This is a genomic window from Streptomyces sp. NPDC092296 (genome assembly GCF_044755465.1).
In the GTDB taxonomy this organism is placed as follows: domain Bacteria; phylum Actinomycetota; class Actinomycetes; order Streptomycetales; family Streptomycetaceae; genus Peterkaempfera.
Genome location: NZ_JBIVRB010000015.1, coordinates 80,949 through 104,860, shown reverse-complemented (window position 1 = coordinate 104,860; position 23,912 = coordinate 80,949). Strand labels below are relative to the sequence as shown.

Here is a 23,912-nt window from a genome sequence, read left to right as displayed (position 1 = left end):
CGCCCTCTCGGGGGTGGCGGGGCCGTACGGCGTACGGGGACGGTCAGCGGCCGCGCAGCGCGCGGTAGCGGCCGACCAGGGCGGTGGTGGAGGCGTCCAGACCGGGCACGTCGGTGCCCTCGGTGAGCGCGGGCTCGATGCGCTTGGCGAGCACCTTGCCCAGCTCCACGCCCCACTGGTCGAAGGAGTCGATGCCCCAGACGGCCCCCTGTACGAACACCTTGTGCTCGTACAGCGCGACCAGCTGGCCCAGCACCGACGGGGTCAGCGCGGCGGCCAGCACGGTGGTGGAGGGGTGGTTGCCCCGGAAGGTGCGGTGCGGCACCTGCTCGGCGGGCACCCCCTCGGCGGCGACCTCCTCGGAGGTCTTGCCGAAGGCCAGCGCCTGGCCCTGGGCGAACAGGTTGGCCATCAGCAGGTCGTGCTGGCCGGCCAGCGGGCCGAGCTCCTCGACCGGGCGGGCGAAGCCGATGAAGTCCACCGGGATGGTCTTGGTGCCCTGGTGCAGCAGCTGGTAGTAGGCGTGCTGCCCGTTGGTGCCGGGGGTGCCCCAGACCACCGGGCCGGTCTGCCAGTCCACCGGGCGGCCCTGGCGGTCCACCGACTTGCCGTTGGACTCCATGTCCAGCTGCTGGAGGTAGGCGGTGAAGCGGGAGAGGTAGTGGCTGTACGGGAGCACGGCGTGCGCCTGAGCGTCGAAGAACTGCCCGTACCAGACGCCCAGCAGACCGAGCAGCAGCGGTGCGTTCCGCTCGGGCGGCGCGGTGCGGAAGTGCTCGTCCACCAGGTGGAAGCCGTCCAGCATCTCGCGGAAGCGCTCCGGGCCGATGGCGATCATCAGCGAGAGGCCGATCGCGGAGTCGTACGAGTAGCGGCCGCCGACCCAGTCCCAGAACTCGAACATGTTGGTGGTGTCGATGCCGAACTCGGCCACCTCGCCGGCGTTGGTGGAGACCGCCACGAAGTGCTTGGCGACCGCCGTCTCGTCGCCGCCCAGGCCGTCCAGCAGCCAACCGCGCGCGGCGGTGGCGTTGGTGATGGTCTCGATGGTGGTGAAGGTCTTGGAGGAGACGATGAACAGGGTCTCCGCCGGGTCGAGGTCGCGGACCGCCTCGTGCAGGTCGGCGCCGTCCACATTGGAGACGAAGTGGAAGGTCAGCGACCGGTCGGTGTACGGGCGCAGCACCTCGTAGGCCATGGCCGGGCCGAGGTCGGAGCCGCCGATGCCGATGTTGACGACGTTCCTGATCCGGCGGCCGGTGTGGCCGACCCACTTGCCGTCGCGGACGCTGTCGGCGAAGACGGCCATCCGGTCGAGCACCGCGTGCACGGCGGGGACGACGTTCTCCCCGTCCACCTCGATGACGGCGTCGCGGGGGGCGCGCAGCGCGGTGTGCAGCACGGCGCGGCCCTCGGTGTTGTTGATCTTCTCGCCCCGGAACATGGCGTCCCGCAGCTCGGCGACCCCCCGGCCCCGGGCCAGCTCGCGCAGCAGATGCAGCGTCTCGTCGGTCACCAGGTGCTTGGAGTAGTCCAGGTGCAGGTCACCGACCTGGACCGTGTACCGCTCGGCGCGGCCGGGGTCGTCCGCGAAGAGCCCGCGCAGGTGCGCGTCGCCCAGCTGCTCGCGGTGCTTGGCCAGCGCGGCCCATTCGGGTGTCTGGTCGAGCCGGGTACCGCCGTGCGTGTTCTTGTCGGACATCCGTCCACTTCTCCTCGTCATCGGCTCCACCGCGCAGGGGCGGGCCGGAGCGGGGGCGCGGGCCCGGGGGCTCGCGACGCCTTCGTCCCTGATCGCCCGGTCGGCCCGCTGATCTACAGGAACAAACTAATCGATCTCGCTCCGTCAGGAGCCGCCTGCCCGACGCCGCGCGGCCGAACCGGGGGCCCAGCGAGTCTTCCGGGCTCACCGAGTCCCGGGACCCCACCGAGTCCCGGGGCCCCATCGAGTGCTGGGGCAGGGGTCAGCCGTCGGTGGGTTCGCCGTCCGCGCGCGGCGCCGGGTCGGGGGTGCCGATGCTCCGCTGGAAGGCGCCGAAGATCTCCCCCAGCTGTTCGGTGGTCAGCCGCTGCTCGGACGGCCGGGGCGGCAGCGGGGGCGCCTGGCGCAGCTCCGGCGCCAGGTTGGCCTGCCGGACCCGCTTGGGCAGCGCCGGCTCCACCCCCGAGCCGGCTGCGTTGCCTGGGCCGGCTGCGTTGCCTGGGCCGGTGGGCTGCGGCGCCTCGGCCGACGCCACCGGGGCGGCGGCCCGGTCGGCGGCGGCCCCATGCCCGCCCGGCTGCTGTTCCTCGGTGGGCTGGTGCTCCGCCGCCGGGGCGTCGGCCTGCTGCGGCTGCCGGGTCAGCAGCGGCGCGGGCAGCAGCACCCGGGCGGTGGTGCCGCCGTACGGGGACGCGGCGAGGGTGACCCGGACGCCGTACCGGGCGGCGAGGCGGCCGACCACCAGCAGCCCGAGCCGCTGCGCCCGCTCCGGGAGGCCGTCGGCGCCGCCGCCCAGGGCGCGGTTGGCCGCCGCCAGCTCCTCCGGGCCCAGGCCCAGCCCCCGGTCCTCGATCTCCACCGCGCAGCCGTCCGACCCCGTAAAGCCGTCCGACCCCGCGAAGCCGTCCGACCCCGTAAAGCTGTCCGCCCGCACCGTCACCTCGGTCTGCGGCGGCGAGAAGGCGGTGGCGTTCTCCACCAACTCGGCGAGCAGGTGGACCAGGTCGGCCACCGCCTCCCCGACCACGGCGGGACCGGCGGCCGACGCGGGCGCCACGGTCACCCGGGTGTGGTCCGCCACCTCGCTGACGGCCGCCGCCAGGACGTCCGCCAGCGGCACCGGCCGCCGCCGGGGCCGGGCGGGCGTCTCGCCGGAGAGCACCGCCAGGCTCTCCGCGTGCCGCCGCAGCCGGGTGGTGAGCCGGCCGACCCGGAACAGGTCCTCCAGCTCGTCCGGGTCGGCCGAGCGCCGCTCCATGGCGTCCAGCAGGCTGGCCTGACGGTGCACCAGGGCCTGGCTGCGGCGCGCGGCGGTGGCCAGCAGCGCACTGCCGCCCCGGCGCGCCCCGGCCTGGGCGGCGGCGGCCTCGACGGCGGTGCGGCGGGCCTCGTTGACCGCCCGGCCGAGCTGTCCCAGCTCATCCGCTCCGATGTCCAGTGGCGGCGCCTCCAGCGCCGGGTCGACCTGCTCCCCGGCGGCGATCCGGCGCACCACCTGCGGCAGCCGGTCGCGGGTCAGCCGGTCGGCGGCGTCGCGCAGCGCGGCCAGCCGCCCGGCGATCCGGCGGCCGGTGCGCAGCGAGAACCAGCCGCAGAGGCCGATGGCGAGCAGCCCCAGCCCACCGGCCGCCCCGGCGCGGACCAGCTCGCCCCGGGCCACGTCGCGGATGTGCTGCTCGGCGTCCCCGGCGGCGGTGGCGCACACGGCGGAGTACAGCGGCAGCACCTGGTCCAGGGTGGTGCGCCAGTCGCTGCGGCTGACGGCGGCCGCGACGCCTCGCGGCCCGGCGTCCAGCAGCGCGTCCTCGGCCCGGACCAGGGCGGCGTGGGCGGGGCCGCCCGCCAGGGTCAGCGCCTCGGTGCGAGTGTCGGCGGGCAGGGTGGGCAGGTAGACGCCCTGGAAGACCCGCCGGTCCTCCACGGCGGCGGTGAAGGCGCGGTACTGGCCGGTGGTGAAGGAGCCGGCTGCCTCGGCCGCGCTGCCCATGGCGTCGATCCGGGAGGCGTACTCCCGGACCCGCAGCAGCTCCACGACGGCCTGCGCGTCCCCGGCGAGCCCGCCCGGCAGCGGCCCGGCCAGCGCGGTCCGCAGGGCGAACGACGGCTCGATGAGCGCGGCATAGCGCTCCACCGCGCGCCCCCAAGGAATCCGACGCTGCGTCACCTCGGTGCGCAGCGCGGTGATCCCGTCGGCGGCGGCGGTCAGCGCGGCGAAGCGGTCGCGCTGCTCACCGGTCAACCCGGTGCGTCCGGCGGCGCGCAGTGCCCGGAGTGCGCCGTCCGTGCCGTTCTGCTGCACCGTCAGCTGGGCCAGCAGCGCCGAACTGCCGGGCGCGGCCAGGTACTCGGCGGCGATCCGGCGTTCGTTCTGGAGCTCGCGGACGGCGCCGTCCAGCGGGGTGCCCAGCGAGGCGCCGGTGTCGGCCGCGCGGGTCAGCGTCCACGCCCCGCCGGTCATGGCGGCCATGGCGAGGGTCCAGAGCACCAGCAGCACGGTGATCGGGGCCACGGTCAGGGCGGTGATCCTGGTACGGACCGTCGGACTGCCGAACGGCGTGCGCATGCTCTCCCCCGGTTCCGCTCCGGGCTGCGGCGACCACGCCGGGCCCTTTGGGGGAGAACCGTACCGGTCGACGGCCCGGAAGTGACCGCTCGGTAGCCGGATTCGCGGCCACTACTTCGCGCTGTGACCGGTCGGCTGCGCAGCGCCCGGTCCACGCGGTGGCCGGGACGGCGCGGCGGAGACAGCGCGGCGCCGCGAGGGACGCTCCGGGTACACGGTGAGGGGGTGTGTCCGGGGCGCCCCCGCGGCGCCTGCGGGTGGTTCGGGTGGTGCTCAGATCTCGCCGCGGAGCTTGGCGAGCGCCTCGGCGAGGATCGCCTCGCCATCGGCGTCGCTGCGCCGCTCGCGGACATAGGCGAGGTGGGTCTTGTACGGCTCGGTGCGCGGCGGGGCCGGGGGGTTCTCCTGGTCCTGGCCGGCCGGGAAGCCGCACCGGGGACAGTCCCAGGTCTCCGGGACGGCCGCGTCGGACGCGAAGCTGGGGCGCGTCTCGTGCTGGTTGGCGCACCAGAAGGAGATGCGGACCCGAGGTGCGGACTCGCCGCGCTCCGCCTCACCCATCGGCCCGGCCCCGACTCTGCTGCCACGGATGGCGTTGCCACTTGCCACGGTCTGACTCCCTGCGTGCTGGTGCGATGCGATCTCGTGCCGGCTCCCCGCACGACGGGCCCGAGCACGGGAGGGGCGGCCGCGAGTCCACCGGGACTGCCCGCGCCCCGAGGCCCGGTACCCATGTGTGCCGCCGACCGCCCGTTCCGGTGCCGTGGACGGCGGCGAAGTCGTCCCAGTGTACGGAGATCTGGGCGGAACGTCCGCACTGCCTCCGGGGACGCCGACACCTCCGGGCGGGAGCAGGCGCCACACCAGGATAAGCGGGCGCGCGAGGGCCCGTCAGTTTTCGGTCGGAGACGGCAGCGGCTGCTACTTGAACTTCATCAGCAGCGACAGCACCACGAGGCAGGCGAACCAGGCGATGCCCAGCACGATGGTGATGCGGTCCAGGTTCCGCTCGGCGACCGAGGAGCCACCGATCGAGGAGGACATACCGCCGCCGAACATGTCGGACAGACCGCCGCCCTTGCCCTTGTGCAGCAGCACCAGCAGGACCATCAGCAGGCTGAAGACGATCAGCGCGATCGAGAACCCGAGGATCACGACGGGACCAACTCTCTCATCCGATGAGAAGGGGCCGGACCGTCGGTGCGGTCCGGCCCCGTCACAGTGTCACGGTCAGGGTATGCCAGCCAGGGGCCGTCAGCCTACCGCCTGCTCGCGATAACGCACGATCTTGACGAACTCGTCGGCGTCCAGGGCCGCTCCGCCGATCAGTGCGCCGTCCACGTCGGGCTTGGCCATGATGCCCGCCGCGTTGGAGGACTTCACCGAACCGCCGTACAGGATGCGGACCTTGCCGGCCAGCTCGGCATCGTACAGCTCGGCCAGCCGGGCACGGATCGCCCCGCACACCTCCTGGGCGTCCTCGGGGGTGGCGACCTCGCCGGTGCCGATGGCCCACACCGGCTCGTACGCGATCACGATGCGCTCGGCGTCGGAGGCGGGGATGCCCTCCAGCGCGCCGTCGACCTGGGCCAGGGTGTGCGGCACCTGCTGCCCCGCCTTGCGGACGTCCAGGCCCTCGCCCACGCAGAGGATCGGCAGCACGCCGTTGCGGAAGGCGGCCTTGACCTTGCTGTTGACGACCGCCTCGTCCTCGCCGTGGTACTGGCGGCGCTCGGAGTGGCCGATCGCGGCGTAGGTGCACTTGAGCTTGGCCAGCATCACGCCGGAGACCTCGCCGGTGTACGCACCGGAGTCATGGGCGGAGATGTCCTGCGAGCCGTAGCGGATCTTCAGCTTGTCGCCGTCGACCAGCGTCTGCACCGAGCGCAGGTCGGTGAACGGCGGCAGCACCGCGACCTCGACCGCGTCGTAGTCCTTGTCGGTCAGCGCGAAGGCGAGCTTCTGGACGTGCGCGATGGCCTCGAGGTGGTTGAGGTTCATCTTCCAGTTGCCCGCCATCAGCGGGGTACGGGTGCTGCTTGCAGCGGTGGGGGCGCTCATTGTCGTTCAGTCCTCCAGTGCGGCCAGGCCGGGGAGCGTCTTGCCCTCGAGGTATTCGAGGCTGGCGCCGCCGCCCGTCGAGATGTGCCCGAACTTCGTCTCGTCGAAGCCCAGGGTGCGGACGGCGGCGGCGGAGTCGCCACCGCCGACCACGGTGAACGCGGGGCTGTCGAGCAGGCCCTGGGCGACCGCCTTGGTGCCCTCGGCGAAGGCCGGGTGCTCGAAGACGCCCATCGGCCCGTTCCAGAAGACGGTGGCGGCGTCCGCGAGCTTGGCGGCGAACAGCCGGCCGCTCTCCGGGCCGATGTCCAGCCCCAGCTTGCCGGCCGGCATCGCGTCGGCGGGCACGACCTCGAAGTCCTCGACCGGGGCGCCGGTCTTCACGTCCGGGAAGGAGGCGGAGACCGCGACGTCGACCGGGAGCACGAACTCCACACCGGCCTTCTCGGCCCGCTCCAGGTAGTCCTGGACCACCGGGATCTGGTCCTCCTGGAGCAGGCTGCTGCCCACCTCGTAGCCCTTGGCCTTGAGGAAGGTGAAGACCATGCCGCCGCCGATCAGGATGCGGTCGGCCTTGCCCAGCAGGTTCTCGATCACGCCGAGCTTGTCGGAGACCTTGGAGCCGCCGAGCACGACCGCGTACGGGCGGGCGACGTCCTCGGTCAGCCGCTTCAGCACGCCGACCTCGGTGGCGATCAGCTGGCCGGCCGCGTGCGGCAGCCGGGCCGGCAGGTCGTACACCGAGGCGTGCTTGCGGTGCACCGCGCCGAAGCCGTCACCGACGTACAGGTCGGCCAGCGCGGCCAGGGCGTCGGCGAAGGCGCCGCGCTCGGCGTCGTCCTTGCTGGTCTCGCCCGGGTTGAAGCGCAGGTTCTCCAGCACCACCAGCCGGCCGTCCTCCAGCGCGGCGACAGCGGCGCGGGCGCTGTCGCCCACCGTGTCGGTGGCGAAGGCGACCTCGCGGCCGAGCAGCTCACCGAGGCGGCGGGCGACCGGGGCGAGCGAGAACTTCGGGTCCGGGGCGCCCTTGGGGCGGCCCAGGTGGGAGGCGACGATCACCTTGGCGCCGGACTGGAGCAGCTTGGCGAGGGTCGGCGCGACGGCGCGGATCCGCCCGTCATCGGTGATCTTCTCACCGGAGAGCGGGACGTTGAGGTCGGCGCGGACGAACACCCGCTGGCCGGCGACGTCCAGGTCGTCGATGGTCTTCACGGTGGGGTCTCCTCACAGTGATGGAGCAGGTCGGCGGCGCTGCGGCGGGCCGCCGGGAGGCGCTGAGGGTGTGCCCGCACCAGGCGGGCAGGACAGGGGACAGGGCCCGGACGGGCGCGGTGTGCGCCGTCCGGGCCCTGTCCCTCACATCACGTCAGCCCGTGAGCGTCAGAGCCGCTCGCCGATGTAGGCGGCGAGGTCGACGAGGCGGTTGGAGTAGCCCCACTCGTTGTCGTACCAGCCGACGATCTTGACCTGGTTGCCCTGGGCCATGGTGAGCGGCGAGTCGAAGGTGCAGGAGACGGGCTCACCGACGATGTCCGAGGACACGATCGGGTCGACGCTGTAGGCCAGCAGGCCCTTGAGCGCACCCTCGGCGGCCTTCTGGAAGGCCGCGTTGACCTCGTCCTTGGTGACCTCGCGCTCCAGGGTGACCACCAGGTCGGTGACCGAGCCGGTGGGGACCGGGACGCGCATGGCGATGCCGTCCAGCTTGCCCTTGAGCTCGGGGATCACCAGCGCGGTGGCCTTGGCGGCACCGGTGGTGGTCGGGATGATGTTCTGCGCGGCGGCACGGGCGCGGCGCAGGTCCTTGTGCGGGAAGTCCAGGATGACCTGGTCGTTGGTGTACGCGTGGACCGTGGTCATCAGGCCCTTGACGATGCCGAAGTTCTCCAGCAGCACCTTGGCCATCGGCGCCACGCAGTTGGTGGTGCACGAGGCGTTGGAGATGACGGTGTGCTTCGAGGCGTCGTACTTGTCCTCGTTGACGCCCATGACGATGGTGATGTCCTCGTCGGTGGCGGGCGCCGAGATGATGACCTTCTTCGCACCGGCGGCAACGTGCTTCTTCGCAGCCTCCGCCTTGGTGAAGATACCGGTGGACTCGATGACGATGTCCGCGCCGAGCTCGCCCCACGGAAGGGCGGCCGGGTCGCGCTCGGCGATGGCCTTGAAGGTCTTGCCACCGACGGTGATGCTGTCGCCGGAGTGGGTGACCTCGGCGTTGAGGCGGCCCAGAATGGTGTCGTACTTGAGCAGGTGCGCCAGGGTCGCGTTATCGGTCAGGTCGTTGACACCGACGATCTCGATGTCCGCGCCCTGGGCCAGTGCCGCACGGAAGAAGTTGCGGCCGATGCGGCCGAACCCGTTGATGCCTACCCGGATCGTCACGAACCGATCTCCTCTGAGGTACGCCGGACGCTAAGCCGACGGGGTGGATTGGGATGTCCCCGACCGAGTACGACCCTACCTCGCCCGGGTGTCGGAGAGCACACGAGGGCGGCCCGGTGGGCCCGTGTGGCGGGAGTGCGGGGCCTGGCTGGGCGCCGGACCGGGGGTCGGCGTGCTCATCATCCGATGATAGTTCGATTACATACGGTGCCGTACTCCGGGTCCTCGCGGCCGTTTCCGGACCCGCCGAATGCATTGACATGTCCTGGCAGCGCCGCCATCATCAACGACGCCGCAGCCTTTGGGAGCGCTCCCACCTGACCGCTCGCGGCCCCGGACAGTGGCATCCGCTGCCCACCCGTGCACCTCCACCCGCCCCGGCGCCGCCCGCCGGACTCCGCGCGCCGTACGGGAAGGACACCCATGCCGCGCCTCCGCAACCTGCTACCCCGCTTCACCGCATCCGGCCGAACCACCACAGCCGGCCGAACCACCGCAGCCGCCCCCCGGCGCACGCGCCCCCGCCGCGCCGCCGGCCTCGCGCTGGCCGGCGCACTCGCCGCCGGCGCCCTGCTGCCGATGCATCTGAGCACGCCCGCCTCCGCCGCCGCGACCAGCTACAACTACGGCGAGGCGCTACAGAAGTCGCTCTTCTTCTACGAGGCTCAGCAGTCCGGCAAGCTCCCCGCCACCAACCGCGTCTCCTGGCGCGGCGACTCCGCGCTCGACGACGGCAAGGACGTCGGCCTGGACCTGACCGGCGGCTGGTACGACGCCGGCGACCATGTGAAGTTCGGCCTGCCGATGGCCGCCTCCGCCACCATGCTGGCCTGGGGCGGCATCGCGGAGAAGCAGGCGTACACCGCCTCCGGCCAGATGCAGTACCTGAAGAACAGCCTGCGGTTCGTCAACGACTACTTCATCAAGGCGCACCCGTCCGCCAATGTGCTGTACGGGCAGGTTGGCAACGGCAACACGGACCACGCCTGGTGGGGTCCGGCCGAGGTGATGTCGATGGCGCGCCCGGCGTACAAGATCGACGCGTCCTGCCCAGGCTCCGACCTGGCGGGCGAGACGGCCGCCGCGATGGCCTCCTCCTCGATGGTCTTCGCCGACAGCGACCCGGCCTACGCGAACACGCTGCTCACCCACGCCAAGCAGCTGTACTCCTTCGCGGACAACTACCGGGGCAAGTACAGCGACTGCATCAAGGCGGCCCAGGGCTTCTACGACTCCTGGAGCGGCTACAACGACGAGCTGGTCTGGGGCGCGATCTGGCTGTACAAGGCCACCGGCGACGCCTCCTACCTGGCCAAGGCCGAGTCGTACTACAGCAACCTCTCCACCGAGCCGCAGACCACCACCCGCTCCTACAAGTGGACGCTGGCCTGGGACGACAAGTCGTACGGCTGCTATGTGCTGCTGGCCCAGCTCACCGGCAAGCAGCAGTACATCGACGACGCCAACCGCTGGCTCGACTGGTGGACGGTGGGGGTCAACGGCAGCAAGGTCAACTACTCCCCCGGCGGCGAGGCGGTGCTCGACTCCTGGGGATCGCTGCGGTACGCCGCCAACACCTCCTTCGCCGCGCTGGTCTACTCGGACTGGCTGACCGGTGACGCCACCCGCAAGGCGCGCTACCACGACTTCGCGGTGCGGCAGATCGACTACGCGCTGGGCGACAACCCGCGCAAGTCCAGCTATCTGATCGGGTACGGCAACAACGCGCCGAAGAACCCGCACCACCGCACCGCCCACGGCTCCTGGACCGACCAGCTCACCAACCCGGTGAACAGCCGCCACACGCTCTACGGCGCCCTGGTCGGCGGCCCCAGCTCGGCCGACGACAACTACACCGACGACCGCAGCAACTACACCAACAACGAGGTCGCGGACGACTACAACGCGGGCTTCACCGGGGCGCTGGCCCGGCTGTACAGCGAGTACGGCGGCAGCCCGCTGGCCGCCTTCCCGCCCAAGGAGACGCCGGACGGGCCGGAGATGTCGGTGCAGGCCTCGGTGAACGCCACCGGTGCCAACTTCACCGAGATCAAGGCGTACCTGATCAACAAGTCGGCCTGGCCGGCCCGCGCGCTCACCCACGCCTCGCTGCGCTACTACTTCACGCTGGAGCCGGGGGTCAGCCCGAGCCAGCTCACGCTGACCACCAACTACAACCAGTGCGGCAAGGTCACCGGGCCGACCCAGTTCAAGGACAGCGTCTACTACGTGACGGTGGACTGCTCGAACACCACCATCGCGCCGGCGGGCCAGTCCGCGTACCGCAAGGAGGTCCAGTTCCGGATCGCCTCCTCGGGGGCCTGGGACCCGACCAACGACTGGTCGTACCAGGGCGTCGCCACCACGCCGGGGGCGACTCCGGTCGACGCCGCCAACATCGTCCTGCTGGAGGGCTCGGCCCCGCAGTGGGGTTCGACCCCGGACGGCAGCGCACCGACCACGCCGCCCACCTCCCCGCCCACCACGCCGCCGACGACCCCGCCGACGACGCCCCCCACCACTCCGCCCACCACCCCGCCGACCACACCTCCCACGACGCCGCCCACCACTCCGCCGACCACGCCGCCGACCACGCCGCCGCCCGCGTCGGGGGCCTGCGCGGTGACCTACACGGTGGGCAGTTCCTGGGCTGACGGCTTCACCGCCGATGTGACGGTGAAGAACACCGGTACCACCGCCATCAACGGGTGGACGCTGCGCTTCACCTTCAAGGGGTCGGAGAAGATCACCAACGCCTGGAACGCGACTGTGACCCAGAGTGGAAGCACCGTCACCGCCAAGGACGCGGGCTACAACGGCACTCTCGCTCCCGGCGCCTCGGCAGGCTTCGGCTTCCAGGGCTCCGGCGCCACCGCCGGCACCCCGTCCGGCGTCACCCTCAACGGCGCCACCTGCAGCTGACGCCGCATCACCACCCGGGCCCGGCCTGCAACCCCACCGCAGGCCGGGCCCACCCACGCCCCCACCTCCGCACCACCCCAGGGGCGCGAGGAACCGCGCGAGAACCCACCCCCACCCCAACAGGCCGCACCCACACAACCCCAGACCCCCGCCGCCCCCTCAGCGACCCCCCTCCCGCACCAAGCCGCTGACCAGCACATACACCAGCCCGACCCCCAACACGCACCCCGCAGCGATCGCCAACGCCGGCACCACCCCGTGCCGCAGCACCAGCCACCCACCCGCCGCCGCACCCGCCGCCATCGCCACCACCGAGCCGACCCGCCGCCCCAGCCGGGGATTGGCGCCCCCGGCCAGCGAGGACTCAGCGATCAGACCGGTGAGGGTCATGGTCAGCACGGTGGTCTTCATGTCCGGCACCGCCAGCCTCCGCACGGTGGCATTGCGAACCCCCATGGCCATCGCCAGCACGCCGATCGCCGCGTACCGCCCGCCCATCCCGGCCGCCGTACCCGCCACCACCGCCGCCGCCGCGATCAGCAGGGCCTCGGTGCTGAGCGCCGCGCAGACCCACCACCGCCTGGTCCGCGCCACCGCCACCGCCAGCCGCCCACCCGCCAGCGTGCCGACCGCGAAACCGGCCAGCGCCAGCAGCGAGCGGGCGACCGAGAAGCCGGTGGCACCCGCCGCCGAGAAGCCGAGAAAGAGCACATTGCCGGTCATATTGGCGGTGAAGACCCGGCCGAGGCCGAGGTAGCTGACCGCGTCGAGGAACCCGCTGACCGTCGTCAGCACCACCAGCGCCACCAGCAGCGGGCCGCCGCTACGCTCCGGCACCGGCGCCTCCTGCCCGTTCTATCCGATTCGTGCCGAGCCACCATCGCACGCCCGCTCCCCCAGCCCGCCCCCGACGCGCACCCCGAACGCCCACGGCCCAGCGCCCGACACCAGCCCCGACTCCAGTCCCGGCACCAGTCCGAACTCAGCCCCGACCCGACTCGGCGCCGACCCGGCGCCCCCGGACACACCGGTGCCCCGGCCCGACCGGACCGGGGCACCGCCGTTCAGCAGCGATCGCGGTCAGCCCGCGACCATCTCCTCGGTGAGGTTGGCCTCGGTGCTGGGCAGCCCCAATTCGGCGGCCCGCTTGTCGGCCATCGCCAGCAGTCGGCGGATGCGCCCCGCCACGGCGTCCTTGGTGAGCGGCGGGTCCGCGAGCGAGCCCAGCTCCTCCAGCGACGCCTGCTTGTGCTCCATCCGGAGCCGCCCCGCCGCCGCCAGGTGCTCGGGCACCTCCTCGCCCAGGATCTCCAGCGCCCGCTGCACCCGGGCGCCCGCCGCCACCGCGGCGCGGGCCGAGCGGCGCAGGTTGGCGTCGTCGAAGTTGGCCAGCCGGTTGGCGGTGGCCCGCACCTCGCGGCGCATCCGGCGCTCCTCCCAGGCGAGCACCGACTCATGGGCCCCGAGCCTGGTCAGCAGTGCGCCGATGGCGTCACCGTCCCGGACCACCACCCGGTCCACCCCGCGCACCTCGCGCGCCTTGGCCCCGATGCCCAGCCGACGGGCGGCGCCGACCAACGCGAGCGCGGCCTCCGAACCCGGGCAGGTGATCTCCAGCGAGGACGACCTACCGGGCTCGGTGAGCGAGCCATGGGCCAGGAAGGCGCCCCGCCAGGCCGCCTCGGCGTCGCAGGTCGCGCCGGAGACGACCGCTGGCGGCAGCCCCCGGATGGGTCGGCCTCGGCCGTCCACCAGTCCGGTCTGCCGGGCCAGCAGCTCACCGTCCTTGATCACCCGTACCACGTACCGGCTGCTGCGCCGCAGGCCGCTGGGGGCCATCACCACCAGCTCGGAGGAGTGGCCGAAAATCTCCAGCAGGTCCTTGCGCAGCCGCCGTGCCGCGAAGGTGGTGTCCAGCTCCGCCTCGATCACGATGCGTCCGCTCACGATGTGCAGACCGCCCGCGAATCGCAGGACCGCGGAGACCTCCGCCTTGCGGCAGCAGGTCCGGGTAACAGGAAGCCGGCTGATCTCGTCCTTCACAGCTGGAGTCATCGCCATGCGCCGATCCTTCCATGTGTCCGGAAAATCCGGTCGTACGCGGCGGCCAAGAGCTCTGGGTCGTGTCGCGGCGTGCCGTCCGCCGCCGCCACCCGGTCGAGCACCAGTTCGCCGCCCATCCGCCCGGCGGCCTTCTCCAGGCCGGGCAGGTCGGCGTCGCCGAAGGCGCCGCCGGTCACCGCGCCCTCGTCCACCAGGATGGCGTCCACCTCCAGCTGGGGGGCGTGGTGGGCGAGCACCTCCAGGTGGCGCTGCGGGGTGAAGCCCTCGGTCTCGCCGGGCTGGGGGGCCAGATTCAGGGTGAGCAGCCGCCGCGCCTTGGTGGCGAACAGCGCCTCGGCCAGCTCCGGAACCATCAGATGCGGCAGCACGCTGGTGAACCAGGAGCCGGGGCCGAGCACCACCCAGTCGGCGTCCAGCACCGCCGCGACCGCTTCCGGCGCGGCCGGCGGGTCCTCCGGCAGCAGCCGGATGGACTGCACGGTGCCGGGGGTGACCGCGACATGCGCCTGCCCGCGTACGGTGTCGACCTCCGCCGGTCGGGCCGGGTCATGCCCCCGTACGGTGGCCTCGATGTCCAGCGGCACCACCGACATCGGCAGCACCCGGCCGTGGGCGCCGAGCAGCCGGCCGACCCACTCCAGGGCGGCGACGTGGTCGCCGAGCTTCTCCCACAGCGCCACGATCAGCAGATTGCCCACGGCGTGGCCGTGCAGCTCGCCGTCGCTGGTGAAGCGGTGCTGGATCACCTCGGACCAGGTACGCCCCCACTCGTCGTCGCCGCAGAGCGCCGCCAGCGCCTTGCGCAGGTCGCCGGGGGGCAGCACCCCCAGCTCCTTGCGCAGCCGGCCGCTGGAGCCGCCGTCGTCGGCCACGGTGACCACGGCCGTCAGGTCGCCGGTGAGCCGGCGCAGTGCCGACAGCGAGGCGGAGAGTCCCTGCCCGCCCCCGAGCGCCACGATCTTGGGGGCGGCCGCCCGGTGGGCACCCCCCTGGGCCCGGTCAGCAGACCTGCGGTGGAGCTGCCGCCCCGGAGAGTGTCCCGTCACACGTGCCCCACGTTCCTCTGCCGACCGCTGGTCCGCCCGCCCCGGGCCGGTCGGCTCCGGGGCGGGCGGACCGGCGGTCACTCCCGTCCCATGTCGCGGTGCACCAGGACCGTCTCGACGCCGTCCGCGATCAGGCGCTTGGCCAGCCGCTCCGACATGGCGACGCTCCGGTGCTTCCCCCCGGTGCAGCCTACGGCAAGCGTCATATAGCGCTTGCCCTCGCGCCGGAAGCCGGTGGTGACGATGCGGAGCAGCTCCGCGTAGCGGTCCAGGAACTCCTTGGCACCGGGCTGGTCGAAGACGTAGCGGGCGACCTCGTCATCGGTGCCGGTGCGGGGGCGCAGCTCCGGCACCCAGTGCGGGTTGGGCAGGAAGCGGCAGTCGACCACCAGGTCGGCGTCGACCGGCAGGCCGTACTTGAAGCCGAAGGACATCACGGTGGCGCGCAGCTCGGGCTCGCCCTCGGCGGAGAACTGGGCGTCCAGCTTGGCCCGCAGCTCGTGGACGTTGAGGCTGGAGGTGTCGATCACCAGGTCGGCCTCGCCGCGCAGCTCGCGCAGCAGGTCGCGCTCACGCCCTATCCCGTCGACGATCCGGCCGTCGCCCTGCAAGGGGTGCGGGCGGCGGACGCTCTCGAAGCGGCGGACCAGCGCGTCGTCGGACGCCTCCAGGAAGACCACCCGCAGCCGCACTCCGCGCCGCTCCAGCTCCTCCAGCGAGGTGAGCAGGTCGTCGAAGAAGCGGCGGCCGCGGACGTCGACCACCACGCCTATCCGCGCCACCGCGCCCTGGGAGCGGGCGCCGAGGTCGACCATGGTCGGTATCAAGGACGGCGGCAGGTTGTCGACGACGAACCAGCCCAGGTCCTCCAGGCACTTCGCCGCCGTGCTGCGGCCCGCGCCGGACATGCCCGAGATGATCACCAGCTCGGGAACATTGTCTCCCGTACCGGACACAGTCACTGTTCTTCCCCGCTTTCGGTGGTTCTGCTACGAAGAACGCGCCGGACGGCCCAGGGCTTCCCTTTGTCACCCGGGAGAGTGAATCCGGGCCGTACAGGGTGGCTCCCGGTCGAATGGGGTGCGGCGGCCGTCATTGCGTCTCCCGGTCATCCATGATCTCTCCTGTGGAGGTGTTCACCGCAGGAGCGGCCGGTGTACGGGAGGCCAATGCCGCGACAACGGCTTCCGCGGTGCGCTGCCCGACGCCCGGCACCGCGCAGATCTCCTCCACGGTGGCGGACCGGAGCCGCTTCAGCGAACCGAAGTGCTTGAGCAGCGCCTGGCGGCGGCTCTCGCCCAACCCGGGGACGGTGTCCAGGCCGCCGGTGGTGAGCCGCTTGGAGCGTTTGCCGCGCTGGTAGGAGATGGCGAACCGGTGGGCCTCGTCGCGGACCCGCTGAAGCAGGTACAGGCCCTCGCTGGAGCGGGGCAGCACCACCGGGTCGTCCTCGCCGGGCAGCCACACCTCCTCCAGTCGCTTGGCGAGGCCGCAGAGCGCCACGTCCTCGATGCCCAGCTCGTCCAGCGCCCGCCGGGCGGCGGCGACCTGCGGCTGGCCGCCGTCGACCACCACCAGCTGCGGGGGGTAGGCGAAGCGACGCGGGCGGCCGGTCTCGGGGTCGATCGGGCCGGAGACGGCCTCCTCACCGGGCGCGGGAGCCTCGCCGGTCAGAGCCTCCTCACCGGGCAGAGCCTCCTCACCGGGCAGGGCCTGCTCACCGGGTGCGGGCACCTCGCCGGGTGGGGGCACCTCGCCGGACTCGGGGACCGCCCACTCGCCGGTGGCCTGCCGCTCCTGGAGGTAGCGCCGGAACCGGCGGGTCACCACCTCGTGCATGGACCGTACGTCGTCCTGCCCCTGGAAGCTCTTGATCGCGAAGCGCCGGTACTCGCTCTTGCGGGCCAGCCCGTCCTCGAAGACCACCATGGAGGCGACGACGTCCTCGCCCTGGAGGTGCGAGATGTCGAAGCACTCGATGCGCAGCGGCACCGAATCCAGGGCGAGGGCGTCCGCGATCTCCTGGAGGGCGACGCTGCGGGTGGTGAGGTCGGCGGCGCGCTTGGTCTTGTGCAGGGCCAGCGTCTGCTGCGCGTTGCGCTGCACCGTGGCCATCAGGTCCTTCTTGTCGCCGCGCTGCGGGATGCGCAGGTCGACGCGGCCGCCGCGCAGGGTGCAGAGCCAGTCCGCGACCGGCTCGACCGGGTCGGGCAGCGCGGGGACCAGCACCTCCTTGGGCACCGGGTCCTCGCCGCCGCCGTACAGCTGCTGGAGGGCGTGCTCGACCAGGGCGGGGGTGTCCACGTCCTCGACCTTGTCGGTGACCCAGCCGCGCTGACCGCGCACCCGGCCGCCGCGCACATGGAAGATCTGGACGGCGGCCTCCAGCTCGTCCTGCGCTATGGCGAGCAGGTCGGCGTCGGTGCCGTCGGCGAGCACCACGGCCTGCTTCTCCATCGCCCGCTTCAGCGCGCCGATGTCGTCCCGCAGCCGGGCGGCGCGCTCGTACTCCAGCGCGGCGGCGGCCTCCTTCATCTGCTCCTCCAGCCGGCGCACATAGGTACCGGTGCGGCCGGCCATGAAGTCGCAGAAGTCCTCCGCGAGCGCCCGGTGCTCCTCGCCGGAGACCCGGCCGACGCAGGGAGCGGAGCACTTGCCGATGTAGCCCAGCAGGCAGGGGCGCCCGACCTGGCCGGCGCGCTTGAACACCCCGGCCGAGCACGTCCGCACCGGGAAGACCCGCAGCAGCAGGTCGACCGTCTCCCGGATGGCCCAGGCATGGCCGTACGGACCGAAGTAGCGCACGCCCTTGCGGTGCGGACCGCGCATCACCTGGACCCGGGGGAACTCCTCGTTCATCGTCACGGCGAGCGAGGGGTAGCTCTTGTCGTCGCGGTACTTGACGTTGAACCGGGGGTCGAACTCCTTGATCCAGGTGTACTCCAGCTGGAGCGCCTCGACCTCGGTGCCGACCACCGTCCACTCGACGGCGGCGGCGGTGGTCACCATGGTCGCGGTACGCGGATGCAGACCGGCCAGGTCCTGGAAGTAGGACGACAGCCGGGACCGCAGGCTCTTGGCCTTGCCGACGTAGATCACCCGCCCGTGGGCGTCACGGAACTTGTAGACGCCCGGCGAGTCCGGGATCTGCCCCGGCGCGGGTCGGTACGTCGACGGGTCGGCCATCAGTGCTCTGCTCCCCTGCGAAACGGATCTCCCGGGACACTCACGACACTAGCGCCCCGCACTGACAGAGCAGCGAGCGCCGGTGGCCCGGACCCGGTCAGCCCTTGCGGCCCAGCCCGCCGAAGACCAGCAGGGTGCTCGCGGTCGGCGGTTCGGGCACCGGCTCCTCGGGGTGCCAGCGCACCACGGGCACCACGCCGGGGTCCTGGAGCTCCAGCCCGTCGAAGAACCCCTCGATCTCCTCGCGGCCGCGCATCCGGCCGGTGCCCAGGGTCTGCTGGATCGCCTTCTCCAGCTCCCGGGCCTCCGGGGTGGCGTTGCAGAAGTGGCTGAGCAGCAGGAAGCTCCCGGCCGGCAGCCGGTCCAGATACGTACGCACCAGCCCGGCCGGGTCCTCGCTGTCGTTCAGGTGGTGGACCAGCCCGACCATCAGCAGCCCGATCGGCTGCCGCCAGTCCAGGAACCCCTCGACCTCCGGCACCTCGAGCAGCTTCTCCGGCTCGCGGACATCGCCCCCGACCACCTTGGTGTACGGGTTGTCGGCCAGCAGCGCGCGGGCGTGGGTCAGCACGATCGGGTCGTAGTCGACGTACACCACCCGTGCCTCGGGGAGCAGCGACTGCGCCACCTGATGGGTGTTCTGCGCGGTGGGCAGGCCGGAGCCGATGTCCAGGAACTGGGTGACGCCGCACTCGGCGAGGTGGCGCACGCCACGGGCCAGGAAGGCCCGGGACAGCCGGGCGCCCTGGCCGCCGTCGGGGATCAGCTCCAGCCGCTTGGCGGCGACGGCGCGGTCCACCGCGAAGTTGTCCTTGCCGCCGAGGATCGCGTCGTACACCCGCGCGATGCTGGGCTTCGTCGGGTCGACACCCATCCGCTTCCACACCGACGGATCATCCACGTTCCCGTCCATGACGGCCTCCCCCTTGGCTCCCGCTCGTTTTTGCCGCGGGCCAGCCTAACGGGCCGCCCTGCGGGGCGTGGCCGGGATCGCCGGGTCGGCCGCCGCCGTCAGCCGCCCACCACCAGCGTGCCGCCCCGCACCCGGACCGGGAGGGCGGGCAGTGCGCCGGGCGCCGGGCCGTCGGCCACCGAGCCGTCCGCGATCCGGAAGCGGCTGCCGTGGCAGGGGCACTGGATCAGGCCGTCGGCCACCGTGTCGACCACGCAGCCGGCGTGCGTGCAGACCGCGCTGAACGCCTTGAAGCTGCCCTTGGCCGGCTGGGTGACCACGATCTTGTCGTCGCGGTGCACCACCCCGCCGCCGACCGGTACCTCGGCGGCAGGCAGCTCGACCGGGCCGCTGGGGCCCTTGGCCGACCCGCCGCCGGGGCCGCAGGCGGCCAGGCCCAGCGTGGCGGCACCGGCCACGCCCGCCGCGGCGGCGCCGCGCAGCACGGTGCGCCGCGACGGTCCGCCGGTCGGGCAGCCGCCGCAGGCGTCGGTCGGCTCGGGCTGCGCGCTGCGGGGGTGCTGCATGGTCGGTGCTCCGTCGGTGCCGCCGGCCGCCGCCGGCCGACCTGGTGCGGGCGGCGGCCGGACCGGCCGCCGCAGGGTCGATCGCACTCTACCGCCGACCCCCACAACCCGGGGCAAACCCCTCCCGCACCGCATCCAGCGCCACCGGCACCCCCAGCACCACCGGCACCCAGAGCAGCGCCCACAGCCGGTCGTGCTGGTCCGCCACCGGATGCGCCGCCGCCGTCGCCACCCCCACCAGCGCGGCCGCCCCCGCCAGTACCCCGAGCACCCGGCACCGCCGCAGCAGCCCCCACCCCCCGGCCGCCAGCAGCACCGGCAGCACCGGCTGCGCGGCCTGGTCGCGGAGCCACTGCGCCCAGTAGCGCAGGTCCAGCCCGAGCAGCCGCCGCCAGGGGTCCGCGACCGGGGCGCGGTGGAAGCTGCGGGTGAAGGTGTCTTGCAGCGTCTCGGTGGCGTCCGGCAGCCGCAGGAGCAGCACACAGCCGGCGACCAGCACCGCCGCACCGGTGGCCAGCCCCGCCAGCAGCAGCGCCCCGGTCCGTCCCGCCCGGACGAGTGGCAGGCACCCCACCGCCGCGACGGCCAGCGCGCAGGCCAGCGGCAGGGCGGCCGAGTACTTGACCAGGGCGGTGCCGCCGAGCGCGGCCAGCAGCAGCGCCGCACCGGCCGCGCCCCTGCCGTGCAGCAGCCACCAGGCGCCCAGCAGCGCCGCCAGGACACCCGCCGTGACCGCGCCCTCGGCCAGCGGCTGGATGCTCCACCAGCCCAGTCGGCAGCAGAGGAAGAGCAGCTGCCCGGCCAGCGCCGCCGGGGCGGAGCAGCCCGCCTGCCGGAGCAGCGCCACCACCAGCAGCGAGGTGCCGGCGGCGAGGGCGATCCCGGTCAGCCACATGCCCCGGGCGACGCCGAACAGCGCGATCCCGGGGGCGATCAGCAGCGGATAGCCGGGCCGGGTGTCGAAGATCCGCTCATAGCGGGGGTCCGTCGGGGCGAGCCCGGCCGCGTTGGCGCGCAGGCAGCTGCGCAGGTCGGCGGCGCGGCGGCCGGCGGACCGGCCGCCGACCGGGTTGAGGCCGCGCAGCCGCTCGCGCCGCGCCGCGTCCGTGGCGCAGTACGCCTGGACCGCCTGCCGCCGGGCCTCGGCCGGTGGTGTGCCGAGGATCTCCAGGCTGTGCCGGGCGTAGCGGTAGGAGTCGTTGGCGAGCGTCCAGCCGGGGTGGGCGACGAGCTGGAGGGCGGCGCAGACCAGGGCGGCCAGCAGCGGCAGCGCGGCCCACCGCCGGGCCCCGCCGTCCGGGCGGCCGCCGGGCTCCGCCGGTGCCGGGCCGGGTGGGCCGGGCGGCCCGAGCTGCTCCAGCGGTTCGGGGGCCTCGGCGGCTGCGGCGCTCGGTGCGGACATGGCGCCATGGTGGGCGCCGCGCCCCCGCCGCCCGGCGCCCGGCGCTCCGCCGGGTGCCCGGAACCACACGGTCGGCGGCTGCGGGCACCCGGCGGCGGAGCGCGTTACGCGGAGCGCTTGGCGCGCTTGCGCTTGGGGGCGGGGGCGGGTGTGGCGTCGCTCACCCGATCACCGAGGATGTCGCGCAGGAACTTGCCGGTGTGGCTCTCGCCCACCGCCGCGATCTCCTCCGGGGTGCCCTCCGCCACCACGCCGCCACCGCCGTTGCCGCCCTCGGGGCCCATGTCCACGACCCAGTCGGCGGTCTTGATCACGTCGAGGTTGTGCTCGATGACGATGACGGTGTTGCCCTTGTCGACCAGGCCGGACAGCACCTTGATCAGCTTGCTGATGTCCTCGAAGTGCAGGCCGGTGGTGGGCTCGTCCAGCACGTACACCGTGCGGCCGGTGGAACGCTTCTGGAGCTCGGAGGAGAGCTTGACGCGCTGCGCCTCGCCGCCGGAGAGCGTCGGCGCGGACTGGCCGAGCCGGACGTAGCCGAGGCCCACCTCGTTGAGCGTACGCAGATGGCGGGCGATGGCCGGGACGGCTTCGAAGAAGCCCAGCGCCTCCTCGATCGGCATGTCCAGCACCTCCGCGATGGACTTGCCCTTGTAGTGGACGTCCAGCGTCTCCCGGTTGTAGCGGGCGCCGTGGCAGACCTCGCAGGGGACGTAGACGTCCGGCAGGAAGTTCATCTCGATCTTGATGGTGCCGTCGCCGGAGCAGTTCTCGCAGCGGCCGCCCTTGACGTTGAACGAGAACCGGCCGGGCAGGTAGCCGCGGACCTTGGCCTCGGTGGTCTCCGCGAACAGCCGGCGGACATGGTCGAAGACGCCGGTGTACGTCGCCGGGTTGGAGCGCGGGGTGCGGCCGATCGGGGACTGGTCGACATGGACCACCTTGTCCACCAGGTCGGTGCCGGTGATCCGGGTGTGCCGGCCGGGCACGCTGCGGGCGCCGTTGAGCTCCCGGGCCAGGTGGGTGTAGAGGATGTCGTTGACCAGCGTCGACTTGCCGGACCCGGAGACGCCGGTGACGGCGGTCAGGGTGCCCAGCGGAAAGCCGACGGTGACGTCCTTGAGGTTGTGCTCCCGGGCGCCGTGCACCACCAGCTGCCGCTTGCGGTCGCGCGGTCGCCGCTCGTCGGGGGTGGGGATGGCCCGCTTGCCGGAGAGATACTGCCCGGTCAGCGACTCGTCGTTGGCCAGCAGCTCGGCCAGCGGCCCCGTGTGCACCACCTTGCCGCCGTGCTCGCCCGCGCCGGGGCCGATGTCCACCACCCAGTCGGAGGTGCGGATGGTGTCCTCGTCGTGCTCCACCACGATCAGGGTGTTGCCGAGGTCCCGCAGTCGCACCAGGGTCTCGATCAGGCGGTGGTTGTCGCGCTGGTGCAGGCCGATCGACGGCTCGTCCAGCACATAGAGCACGCCGACCAGGCCGGAGCCGATCTGGGTGGCCAGCCGGATGCGCTGCGCCTCGCCGCCGGAGAGGGTGCCCGCCGCGCGGTTGAGCGAGAGGTAGTCCAGGCCGACGTCGACCAGGAACCGCAGCCGCTCGTTGACCTCCTTGAGCACCCGCTCCGCGATGGTCTTCTCGCGGGCGTTCAGGGTCAGCCCGAGCAGGAACTCGGCGCAGTCGCTGATCGACATCGCGGCGATGTCCGCGATGGACCGGTCCTGGATGGTGACGGCCAGCACGACCGGCTTGAGCCGGGTGCCCTCGCAGCCGGGGCAGGGCACCTCGCGCATATAGCCCTCGAAGCGCTCCCGGCTGGTGTCGCTCTCCGCCTCGGAGTGGCGCCGCTGCACATAGGGCACCGCGCCCTCGAAGCCGGTGGTGTACGTCCGCTCCCGGCCGTAGCGGTTGCGGTAGCGCACCTCGATCTGGGTCTTGTGGCCGTACAGCAGCGCCTTGCGCGCCCTGGCCGGCAGCCCGGCGAACGGGATGTCGGTGCGGAAGCCCAGCTCGGCCGCCAGCGCGCCGATCAGCCGCTGGAAGTACTCCTTGGTGTGGCCGAGCGACCAGGGGTGGATGGCGCCGTCGTCGAGCGACTTCTCCTCGTCGGGGACGACCAGCTCCGGGTCGACCTCCATCCGGGTGCCGATGCCAGTGCACTCCGGGCAGGCGCCGAACGGTGAGTTGAAGGAGAAGGAGCGCGGCTCCATCTCCTCGAAGGAGACGTCGTCGTACGGGCAGTAGAGGTGCTCGGAGAACATCCGCTCACGCTGCGGGTCGTCCTCCGGGAGGTCCACGAAGTCGAGCACCACCATGCCGCCGGAGAGCCCCAGCGCGGTCTCCACCGAGTCGGTGAGGCGGCGCTTGGCCGACTCCTTCACCGTGAGGCGGTCGATGACCACCTCGATGGTGTGCTTCTCCTGCTTCTTCAGCGTCGGCGGCTCGGTGAGCTGCACGGTGGCGCCGTCCACCCGGGCGCGGGCGTAGCCCTTGGCCTGGAGGTCCGCGAAGAGGTCCACGAACTCGCCCTTGCGGGCGCGGACCAGCGGGCTGAGCACCTGGAAGCGGGTGCCCTCGGCCAGCTCCAGCACCCGGTCCACGATCGCCTGCGGGGTCTGCCGGGCGATCGGGCGGCCGCAGTGCGGGCAGTGCGGCTTGCCGATGCGGGCGAAGAGCAGCCGCAGGTAGTCGTAGACCTCGGTGATGGTGCCGACGGTGGAGCGCGGGTTGCGGGAGGTCGACTTCTGGTCGATGGAGACCGCCGGGGAGAGGCCCTCGATGAAGTCGACGTCCGGCTTGTCCATCTGCCCGAGGAACTGCCGGGCGTACGAGGAGAGCGACTCCACATAGCGGCGCTGGCCCTCGGCGAAGATGGTGTCGAAGGCCAGCGACGACTTGCCGGAGCCGGACAGCCCGGTGAAGACGATGAGCGAGTCGCGGGGCAGGTCGAGCGAGACGTTCTTCAGGTTGTGCTCGCGAGCACCGCGGACGATGAGGCGGTCTGCCACGCTTGTGCGCCTTTCTCCGGGGAGGGGGCTGTGACCATCTGACGGTGACATCTGACGGTGACGATCTGAACTGTGACGATCTGAACTGCTGGGGTCT

The 23,912-nt window shown here is 72.7% G+C and carries 17 protein-coding genes; 1 reads left to right on the top strand and 16 read right to left on the bottom strand.

Translation table 11 applies throughout. The annotated features are described in order from the left end of the window. Positions 1 to 43: 43 nt before the first annotated feature. The 7 genes from pgi to gap form a co-directional block, all read right to left on the bottom strand. Positions 44 to 1,702, bottom strand: a complete 1,659-nt coding sequence (gene pgi, locus ACIQGZ_RS25015; RefSeq protein ID WP_402605665.1) for a glucose-6-phosphate isomerase — start codon at positions 1,700 to 1,702, stop codon at positions 44 to 46. Positions 1,703 to 1,964: 262 nt separating this feature from the next. Beyond that, complete coding sequence (locus tag ACIQGZ_RS25010; RefSeq protein ID WP_402605662.1) at positions 1,965 to 4,265, bottom strand: nitrate- and nitrite sensing domain-containing protein; 2,301 nt, start codon at positions 4,263 to 4,265, stop codon at positions 1,965 to 1,967. 273 nt (positions 4,266 to 4,538) lie between these two features. Further along, complete coding sequence (locus ACIQGZ_RS25005) at positions 4,539 to 4,826, bottom strand: RNA polymerase-binding protein RbpA (protein WP_402605776.1); 288 nt, start codon at positions 4,824 to 4,826, stop codon at positions 4,539 to 4,541. A gap of 360 nt (positions 4,827 to 5,186) precedes the next feature. Continuing rightward, positions 5,187 to 5,420 (bottom strand): preprotein translocase subunit SecG, encoded by a 234-nt coding sequence (gene secG, locus ACIQGZ_RS25000; protein ID WP_402605659.1) that lies wholly within the window; start codon positions 5,418 to 5,420, stop codon positions 5,187 to 5,189. Between the two features lie 99 nt (positions 5,421 to 5,519). After that, on the bottom strand, positions 5,520 to 6,326 hold the full coding sequence (gene tpiA / locus ACIQGZ_RS24995; protein ID WP_402605657.1) for a triose-phosphate isomerase: 807 nt from the start codon (positions 6,324 to 6,326) through the stop codon (positions 5,520 to 5,522). A 6-nt stretch (positions 6,327 to 6,332) separates the two neighbouring features. Further along, positions 6,333 to 7,538 carry a phosphoglycerate kinase gene (locus ACIQGZ_RS24990; protein WP_402605654.1) on the bottom strand — a complete coding sequence of 402 codons (1,206 nt, stop codon included), beginning with the start codon at positions 7,536 to 7,538 and terminating at the stop codon, positions 6,333 to 6,335. Positions 7,539 to 7,706: 168 nt separating this feature from the next. After that, a complete protein-coding gene (gene gap, locus ACIQGZ_RS24985) occupies positions 7,707 to 8,711 on the bottom strand; it encodes a type I glyceraldehyde-3-phosphate dehydrogenase (RefSeq protein ID WP_402605651.1) in 1,005 nt (334 codons plus the stop codon). A gap of 423 nt (positions 8,712 to 9,134) precedes the next feature. On the opposite strand from gap, the gene ACIQGZ_RS24980 reads away from it, so the two are divergent. Next, positions 9,135 to 11,633, top strand: coding sequence for a glycoside hydrolase family 9 protein (locus ACIQGZ_RS24980; RefSeq protein WP_402605650.1), 2,499 nt, complete (start codon positions 9,135 to 9,137; stop codon positions 11,631 to 11,633). A 159-nt stretch (positions 11,634 to 11,792) separates the two neighbouring features. Here ACIQGZ_RS24980 and ACIQGZ_RS24975 read toward each other — a convergent pair whose 3' ends face one another. The 9 genes from ACIQGZ_RS24975 to uvrA all read right to left on the bottom strand — a co-directional run bounded on the left by ACIQGZ_RS24975 (position 11,793) and on the right by uvrA (position 23,815). Next, complete coding sequence (locus ACIQGZ_RS24975; protein WP_402605647.1) at positions 11,793 to 12,470, bottom strand: YoaK family protein; 678 nt, start codon at positions 12,468 to 12,470, stop codon at positions 11,793 to 11,795. A 243-nt stretch (positions 12,471 to 12,713) separates the two neighbouring features. After that, positions 12,714 to 13,694, bottom strand: a complete 981-nt coding sequence (gene whiA, locus ACIQGZ_RS24970) for a DNA-binding protein WhiA (protein WP_402605644.1) — start codon at positions 13,692 to 13,694, stop codon at positions 12,714 to 12,716. Beyond that, the gene (yvcK, locus tag ACIQGZ_RS24965) at positions 13,685 to 14,743 is read right to left on the bottom strand and encodes a uridine diphosphate-N-acetylglucosamine-binding protein YvcK (RefSeq protein ID WP_402605642.1); all 1,059 of its coding nucleotides are present in this window, start codon (positions 14,741 to 14,743) and stop codon (positions 13,685 to 13,687) included. Before yvcK ends, whiA begins: the two co-directional genes overlap by 10 nt. A 77-nt stretch (positions 14,744 to 14,820) precedes the next feature. Beyond that, a complete protein-coding gene (gene rapZ / locus ACIQGZ_RS24960) occupies positions 14,821 to 15,705 on the bottom strand; it encodes an RNase adapter RapZ (protein ID WP_402605639.1) in 885 nt (294 codons plus the stop codon). A gap of 130 nt (positions 15,706 to 15,835) precedes the next feature. Next, positions 15,836 to 17,929 (bottom strand): excinuclease ABC subunit UvrC, encoded by a 2,094-nt coding sequence (gene uvrC, locus ACIQGZ_RS24955; RefSeq protein WP_402605637.1) that lies wholly within the window; start codon positions 17,927 to 17,929, stop codon positions 15,836 to 15,838. Between the two features lie 97 nt (positions 17,930 to 18,026). Continuing rightward, on the bottom strand, positions 18,027 to 18,842 hold the full coding sequence (locus ACIQGZ_RS24950) for an SAM-dependent methyltransferase (RefSeq protein WP_402605635.1): 816 nt from the start codon (positions 18,840 to 18,842) through the stop codon (positions 18,027 to 18,029). A 98-nt stretch (positions 18,843 to 18,940) separates the two neighbouring features. After that, positions 18,941 to 19,408, bottom strand: a complete 468-nt coding sequence (locus tag ACIQGZ_RS24945) for a Rieske (2Fe-2S) protein (RefSeq protein ID WP_402605632.1) — start codon at positions 19,406 to 19,408, stop codon at positions 18,941 to 18,943. Between the two features lie 88 nt (positions 19,409 to 19,496). Continuing rightward, positions 19,497 to 20,810, bottom strand: a complete 1,314-nt coding sequence (locus ACIQGZ_RS24940) for a hypothetical protein (protein ID WP_402605629.1) — start codon at positions 20,808 to 20,810, stop codon at positions 19,497 to 19,499. Positions 20,811 to 20,914: 104 nt separating this feature from the next. Next, positions 20,915 to 23,815 (bottom strand): excinuclease ABC subunit UvrA, encoded by a 2,901-nt coding sequence (gene uvrA / locus ACIQGZ_RS24935; protein WP_402605626.1) that lies wholly within the window; start codon positions 23,813 to 23,815, stop codon positions 20,915 to 20,917. Positions 23,816 to 23,912 lie beyond the last annotated feature (97 nt).